This is a genomic window from Petralouisia muris (assembly GCF_004793545.1).
GTDB classification, from domain to species: Bacteria; Bacillota; Clostridia; order Lachnospirales; family Lachnospiraceae; genus Petralouisia; species Petralouisia muris.
On record NZ_SRYA01000124.1, the window covers coordinates 1 to 8107 of the forward strand.

An 8107-nucleotide genomic window follows, 5' to 3' on the forward strand; every position below is an offset into this window, starting at 1 on the left:
TCAGCCAGGGCCAATGCCCGGCTTGCCTACCGGCAGACCTTGCATGACAGCCCGGAGCTGAAGAAAAACCTTCTTGCCCGTATGTGGCAGAAACAGAAGATAAAAAGACAGTATGCCAAAGCAGCCAGAGAGGCGAAAAAGGCAGGAAAGCGGGCAAAGGACACCGCCGTTACCACGGAAAAGATCGCTGCTGGAGTGGTCCGTGCTGTCAGGCGCCACCCGGTCATATGCGGGATCGTGATCCTGCTCCTTCTGGTATTTTTCCTGATCGCGTCCCTGTTTTCTTCCTTTTCCAACCTGGGGACCGGAGGGCTGGGGAGCCTTGCAGCCTCTACCTATCTGGCGGACGATGCGGACATCAACAATGCGGAGCTTGTTTATACCGAGTGGGAAACGGACCTGCAGATGCAGGTTAACCGTGTGGAATCGGACCGATCCGGCTATGACGAGTACCGCTATAATATCGGCCCCATTGAGCATGATCCCTATGTCCTGATGGGGTACCTTACTTCTGCCTATCAGAATTTTACCTATGCGCAGATTGAGGGCGTCCTCCGGGAGCTGTTTAACGGGCAGTATTCCCTGTCTTTTTCAGAAGAAACGGAAACCCGCTACCGGACAGAAACCAGCGTTGACCCGGAGACCGGCGAGGAAACAGAGGAAGAAGTGCCTTATGAGTGGCACATCCTAAATGTAACGCTTACTTCTACGCCGCTTGAAAACCTGGTTGTCTCACGCATGAACGCAGACCAGAAGGAAATCTGCGAGATTTTATTGCAGACCAAAGGCAACCGGCAGTATGTAAAAAATGTATTTGGCACGAACTGGCTGCCCTATGTCACCAGCTACTACGGCTACCGGGTACACCCGATCAGCGGGGGAAAGAACTACCATACCGGCGTTGACATCGGGATGCCCCAGGGCACGGAGATTTTAGCCGGGCATGACGGCACGGTCACGCTGGCCGGTGAAGCCGGCGGATACGGCCTGTGCGTTGCCATTGAGGGCGAGGCTTATGAGGGGCGCTCCCTTACCACCAAATACGGCCACTGTTCACAGATTCTTGTATCTGCCGGACAGGAGGTAAAGGCCGGGGATGTGATCGCGAAGGTCGGCAGCACCGGAAATTCCACCGGGCCGCACCTGCACCTGGAGGTGCTGGTTGACGGCCAGTATATGAACCCGTTGTATTTTGCCGATACCGGCGATACCAGCGGGCGGCATTTACCGGAGGCAGGCGCAGGCGGCGGAGGGAACTATTTTGACTATGACGTCCCGCCGGAGGCCCTTGCAGATGAAAAATTTGCCGCTATGCTCGCGGAGGCCGAAAAGTATTTAGGCTATCCGTATGTATGGGGAGGCGCAAGCCCTTCCACTTCCTTTGACTGTTCCGGCTATGTTTCCTGGGTAGTCAACCATTGCGGCGTAGGCTGGAACTTCGGACGGCTTACCGCGGACGGGCTTTTAGGCGTGTGCACGCCTGTATCAAGCGCGGATGCAAGGCCCGGCGACCTGATATTCTTCCAGGGCACCTATAATACCAGCGGCGCAAGCCATGTTGGAATCTATGTGGGTAACGGCATGATGATCCATTGTGGGGACCCAATCTCCTATGCAAATATCAACACAAGTTACTGGCAGCAGCACTTTTATACATTCGGGCGTCTGCCCTGACAGATTGGAGGTAATAAATTGAACCCTAAGATTGAGAAACTGGAGAAAGAGATCGACAAGACAAAAACAAAGATTGCGGAGATGCAGGCCAAGCTCCGCGACCTGGAAAAGCAGAAAACGGAGCTGGAGAATACCGATTATGTGGCGATTGCCCGCAGCTTCCATCTGACACCCCAGCAGCTGGCCGAATTTCTGAAATCGCAGCAATCCGCCCCGTCCGGGGATGGCACGCTGCAGAAACAGGAGGATAAGAATGAGGACTAAAAAAATCTCTCTGCTACTGGCGCTTATGCTTGTCATAAGCGCCATGGCTTTGCCCCTGACGGCTTATGCAGCCGGGGACAAAGATACCACACCGCCGGAGCTTGCTGCTTCTCTGGACGGCGATACGCTGAAAATAGAGAGCAGCGACGATAATTCCGGCGTGGAGGCGGTCTTTGTGGACGGGAACCGTATCAATTCCCTGACCAATGGGGCGGCTTCCGTTACCTTAAAGGATTATGCAGGCACGGAAAAGCAAGTAAGCGTGTACGCCCAGGATTATGCCGGGAACCGCTCAAAGGCCGTGAAGTTTGAGAATCCTTATTATGAGGAACCGGCGCCCACGGAAAAACCTGCTGCCGCGGTACAGCAGAACCAGGGCAGCACGGCGGTAAAACCGGCACAGGCGCAGGCTGCTTCTTCTGGCAGTACAAATAATAACGCCCAAAGCAGCAATTCTGGGAACGGCTCTAATACGGGTACGAATGCGGGTGCCAATGCCGGCAGCAATACAGCCTCTGGCACCAATGGCGGCAATTCCAATTCCCAGGGGGAAACAGGAAACACTTCCTCCATCCCGGATGGTGCGTTTACCCCGGATGGCACCGGCACAGTGTTAGATACGGCCACCGGCGAAGGTGACGATAAGCAGTTTTACACGATCACCACCGAGGCCGGGAATGTGTTCTATCTTATCATTGATGGAAAGCGGGACGATAATAATGTCTACTTCCTGAACGGTGTTACCGAAGCTGACCTGAGGGCTCTGGCGGAAAAGAACGAGGGCACCATGAGCGTGATCCCGGCAGAGGATGTCTGCACCTGTACGGATAAATGCGAGGCCGGCGAAGTCAATACCGCCTGCCCGGTATGCAAAAATGACCTGAAAGGCTGCACCGGAAAGGAAAAACCTGCGGAAACAGAGGAACCCGCACAGACTGAACAGCCGAAAAAGGACAACGGCAGCGCTGGAACGATTATCTTCATTATCGTTGCCTTGCTTGCGGTAGGAGGCGTTGGCTATTATGTGAAGATCGTCCGTCCGAAGCAGCAGGCAGAGGATGACGAGGATTCCCTGGATGACGGGTACGGCGAAGGCTTTGACCCGGATGAAGCCTATGGAGAGCCGGAATATCTCTCCGAAGATGATTTTGACGACAGGATCAATAAGGAACAGGAGGACAGCGAGTAAAGCTGTCCTTTTGTATTCCAATCAAATATAAGAAAGCGAGGATTTCTATGGTAAATATGAAAAAGCACGGCCTGAAAAGGCTCCTGGCGCTCCTGCTCTGCGCAGTATGCCTCTGTGGGGTATTCCCCTCCCAGGCATTTGCCGCCTCCGTGGGCCAGAAGGCAAGCTCCTGGCTCGGCGACCAGTATGTCGGCTCCGATGGGCAGCATTATTACAGCCCTGCGCCCTACACCTATCTGGTTTACAATTCTGACGGAACGATGGATGTGCATACCAGCTCCGGGGGCAGCGCCTACCGGCATTATATGCTGACGGATTCGGACGGGGTGAGCCACCATGTTTATTGTGTAGAAAGCGGTGTTGCCTATAACACTTCTGACAATACCTATACATCGGAAAGCGGCACCAACAGCAATTACTTAAACCTTCTCCCTTCCGAGGCAAGACGGGGGATCACCCTCACGGCCATCTACGGCTGGAAACCCGGCGCTTCCCTCCCTGTGTCCGGCATTAACGAGGACGATTATAAAATGGCGACGCAGATCATCCTCTGGGAGTACCAACAGCAGCTTCGGAGCGACCCATACAGCCGTCACGGGAACGGCCATGCAGACGCCAACCAGTATTTCAGCGTGATTGCCGGACGTCCTGCGGAAAAAGCCTACAACTGGATTCTTTCACAGGTTGCTTCCCATTCCACAGTTCCCTCTTTTACTTCCACGAAGAAAAGCGAGGCACCGGAGCTGGAGCTGAAATGGAACACGGAGAAAAAAGTTTACACCCTGACTGTCACGGACACCAATAACCTGAAAATCAATCTGGAGACTTTGAAAGGCAGCGGCGTTTCTGTCACAAGAAACGGGAACAAGTACACCTTCACCAGTAAGAACATGATTATGGACCCCGTCACCTTTGAATTCCGAAAGGATATTCCGGTTGCCAACGATATGCTGATCTGGGGGAGGCCTGGCTACCAGACCATGATGACCGGCGCCAGTGACCCGGTTTCCTTCTTTGTAAAGATCAAGACCGAGACCTACGGCACCGCAAAGATCGTTAAGACCAGCGAGGACGGTATTGTGTCCGGGATTTCTTTCCAAATTTCAGGTACGGACATTTTGGGAAATAAAGTGGAGGAAACCGTCACTACCGGAGAAAACGGGCAGATCAAAGAAAAGCTGCTGCCCGGCACCTATCTGGTGAAAGAGCTGCCGGTGGACCGCTATGTGACCCCTTCCGCACAGTATGTCACCATTGAAAGCGGCCAGACCTCCACGGTGCATTTCAGCAATATCCTGAAAAAATTCCGTGTCCATGTGGTAAAGAGCGACGCTGATACCGGCACCGCCCAGGGCGACGCCACCCTTGCCGGTGCAACTTATGGCATTTATAACAATGGCGAGCTGGTAGACACCTACACCACCGGGCCGGACGGCAGCTTTATGACCCGATACTATGTCTGCGGTGATAACTGGACGGTGAGGGAGATTGATCCCAGCACCGGCTACCTCTTAAACGATACAGTCTATGAGGTGGGCGCTTCCCCGACCCTGTATGAAGTGGAACTGAACACCACGGAGAACCAGGTGACAGAAACAGTTATTTACGGAAATATCCAGCTTGTGAAGCATACGGACGACCTGGACCCGGATGTGTCCGGGGATGAAAATACAGACGAACCCAACGAAGGCGTCATTGAGCGCCCGGAGGCCGGTGCGGTCTTTGAGGTTTACCTGAAGGCGGCGGGCAGTTATGACGCGGCAAAGGAAAGTGAGCGCGATCTGCTCACCACCGATGGGGACGGCTTTGCTTCCTCCAAATTGCTCCCTTATGGCCATTATACGGTCCACCAGGCAGCCGGCGAAGAAGGCAAAGCGTTTATCCCGGATTTTACGGTCTTTATTTCCTCCAACGGACAGACTTACAGCTATATCCTGAATAACCGCACCATTACCGCAAGGCTGCGTGTGGAGAAATGCGACGCGGAGACCGGTAATATTATCCCGATGACGGGCACGGGCTTCCAGATTAAGGACCTCTCCACCGGGGAATTTGTCACCCAGGATATTTACTATCCGAACCCGGAAACCCTTGATACGTTCTATGTTTCGGATGAAGGCTGGCTCATGCTGCCGGAGCCTCTGCACACCGGGGATTATGAGCTTTACGAGGTGGCAGCGCCCTACGGTTATGTACTTTCCAGCGAGCCGGTGCCGTTTACCATTGACGGCAGCGAGGCCGTTGTCACGGTTACACAGTACAATATGCCGCAGAAGGGGCAGCTTACCATCACCAAGACCGGCGAGGTATTCGCTTCCGTCCAGGAGAACGATGGCCTGTACCAGCCGGTATATGAAGTGGCCGGGCTTCCGGGTGCGGTCTATGACGTGATCGCGGATGAAGATATTTATACCGGCGACGGTACGCTTAGGGTGGCAAAAGATACGGTTGTGGAAACCCTTACCACCGGGGAGGATGGAACCGCCCAGAGCGGACTTTTGTACCTAGGCCGTTACCGTCTGGAGGAACGCCAGGCGCCGGAGGGGATGGTCTTAAATACCCAGCCGGAATATGCCGAGCTTACTTATGCGGGTGAAACTGTGGAAGTGACGCAGACCGCCATCGGACTTTATGACGAGCGCCAGAAGGTGGATGTGAGCCTGCTTAAAGCATTGGAAACGGACGATCTTTTTGGGCTCGGCATGAATGAGGAATACAAGGATATTTCTTTCGGCCTGTATGCTTCCGCAGACCTGACGGCCCTTGACGGCAGCGTGATCCCGGCGGGCGGGCTCCTGGAAGTGGTTTCCATTGACCCGAATGAGGCGGGCGGCTATGACGCTTCCTTTGCTTCCGACCTGCCTTTTGGCAGCTACTATGTGAAGGAACGCACCACAAACAGCGCCTATATCCTCTCCGATACAGAATATCCGGTTGTCTTTGAGTATGCCGGCCAGGAGGCGGCGCTGGTGCAGATTCTTGTAAATGAGGGCGAGGCTGTTTCCAATGACCTGCTGCGCGGGCGTGTGGACGGCGTGAAAGTCGGTGAAAACCCGGAGGGTGGCGAAGATGTGAAGCTATCCGGGGCACTGATGGGATTATTCAGGCCGGACACGGAAGAATTTACCGTGGAAAATGCGCTGCTTACTGTCACCACTGCCGAGGATGGCAGTTTTGCCTTTGAGAATATCCCTTACGGCCACTGGATTGTAAAGGAAATTTCTTCTCCGGCGCTTTATACGGTAAGCCCCGAACAGCACCATATCTATATCGGGGTGGACGGCCAGCGCATTGAAATCAAAGTGGAAAATACCCTGATCCGCGGCAGCGTGCAGGTGATGAAAACCGAGGCGGTGGACGAGCCTTCTTCTGTGGAGAAAAAGGACAAAGATAACAACACCTTCCTGCGTTTCCTCTCCGGCGCGGTATTCGAGCTGTATGAGGATGCCAACGGCAATAAGGAATTTGATTCCGAAGATACGAAGATCGGCACCCTGAAAGAATCGGATGCGGGCTACCACACCGCGGAGGGCCTTCTGGCAAAAGGCTATTTTGTAAAAGAAAGTAAGGCGCCGGAGGGCTACCAGCTTGACGAGAACGCCTACTACTTTGCCATCACCGAGGACGGCCAGGTGGCGGTTGTGGAAAACGGCGAGGCCGGACGTGGCTTTACCAATGAGGCATACCGCGGAAATCTGAAAATCACGAAGGATTCCAGCGACGGGCGCAAGGATGGATTCGCTTTTGAAGTTAAGAATGCGGACGGCTCCTACTGTGAGACCTTTACCAGCCCGAAATCCGGCGTGATCGAGGTCAAAGGGCTGCGTGTTGGCATTTATACCGTAACGGAAATCTCCAACCGGGCAAGCAGGGACTATATCATTCCCGACGCTGCTACCGTGGAGATCAAGGCGGATGAAACCGCGACGGTCCAGTTCTTCAATGAAAAGCCGGAGAAACCGACTACCCCGGATACCCCGGATAATCCGAAAACACCTTCCAATCCGTCCACACCGTCTAATCCTGATAAAGCGGTACCGCAGACCGGGGATGACAATTTCATTTTTCTGTATGGCGGGCTCCTGGCGCTGGCCGTAATCGGCGGCGGGCTGTTTGCCGCAGTCTATTTCAAAAAGGGCAAGTACAGCAGAAATACCCCAAAGAGAAAAGCTGTTGGCATTGCGGTGGTTTCCCTCTGTGGGTTGCTGGCACTTGGCAGCGGGTTCCTGATGGTATGCGACCTTAGCCAGTATTCAGAGAGCGCCGGAGCCTATGAGGACATTGCTTCCCATGTAGAGCTGCCGGAGCAGACCGAAGCGCTGGAGGACGATAATACGGAAATGGAACCTGCCGGGGAGGATCCTTCTGTGATCCTCCCCACAGTGGATTTTGATGCGCTCCGGGAAAACGGGCCGGACATCATCGGATGGCTTACCCTTCCTGATACGGCCATTAACTACCCGGTGACGCAGGCAGATGATAACGAGTATTACCTGCACCATCTGTATGACGGCACCTATAATAAGACGGGCTGCCTGTTTGCAGACTATGAAAATCAGGAGGATTTTTCGGACCGCAATACCATTATCTACGGCCACAACATGCGGGACGGCTCCATGTTCGCTGCGCTGAATGAATATGATGAACAGAGCTATTTTGACGGACACCCGCAGATGTACCTTGTCACCCCTGGCGCCGGCTATGTCGTGGAAATTTTCACGGCGTTTGTGGCAAAACCCAGTGAGTTCGGCAGCGACACTTCTCCCTGGAGGCTTAGCTTTAAGGATGACGGGACCTACACCACATGGCTTTCTGAAATGGCGGGCCGTTCTGTCATTGAAACCGATGTTACGGTGACTTCCAGTAATAAGGTGCTGACCCTTTCCACCTGTACGCCCGGAGGCGCGAGCCGCTTCATCGTCATGGGAAAGCTGGCGGCTGTAAACAATTAACAAGAATATTGGAAACCGGTGCGGGGGC

At 54.0% G+C, this 8107-nt stretch carries 4 protein-coding genes; all 4 read left to right on the forward strand.

Annotated elements, in window-relative coordinates:
• Window positions 1-1674, forward strand: a 1674-nt coding sequence (locus E5329_RS27185; RefSeq protein WP_168356795.1) for a CD1108 family mobile element protein, incomplete at its 5' end; no start/stop codon positions are given.
• A gap of 18 nt (window positions 1675-1692) precedes the next feature.
• Complete coding sequence (locus E5329_RS27190) at window positions 1693-1938, forward strand: DUF4315 family protein (protein ID WP_135992308.1); 246 nt, start codon at window positions 1693-1695, stop codon at window positions 1936-1938.
• Window positions 1928-3127 carry a DUF4366 domain-containing protein gene (locus E5329_RS27195; protein ID WP_135992309.1) on the forward strand — a complete coding sequence of 400 codons (1200 nt, stop codon included), beginning with the start codon at window positions 1928-1930 and terminating at the stop codon, window positions 3125-3127. Before E5329_RS27190 ends, E5329_RS27195 begins: the two co-directional genes overlap by 11 nt.
• Window positions 3128-3174: 47 nt before the next feature.
• Window positions 3175-8079 (forward strand): class B sortase, encoded by a 4905-nt coding sequence (gene srtB, locus E5329_RS27200; RefSeq protein WP_135992310.1) that lies wholly within the window; start codon window positions 3175-3177, stop codon window positions 8077-8079.
• Window positions 8080-8107 lie beyond the last annotated feature (28 nt).

Coding starts and splice junctions, on each gene's coding strand:
- srtB (WP_135992310.1), top strand. CDS start 3,175: ATGGTAAATATGAAAAAGCACGGCCTGAAAAGGCTCCTGGCGCTCCTG.
- E5329_RS27195 (WP_135992309.1), top strand. CDS start 1,928: ATGAGGACTAAAAAAATCTCTCTGCTACTGGCGCTTATGCTTGTCATA.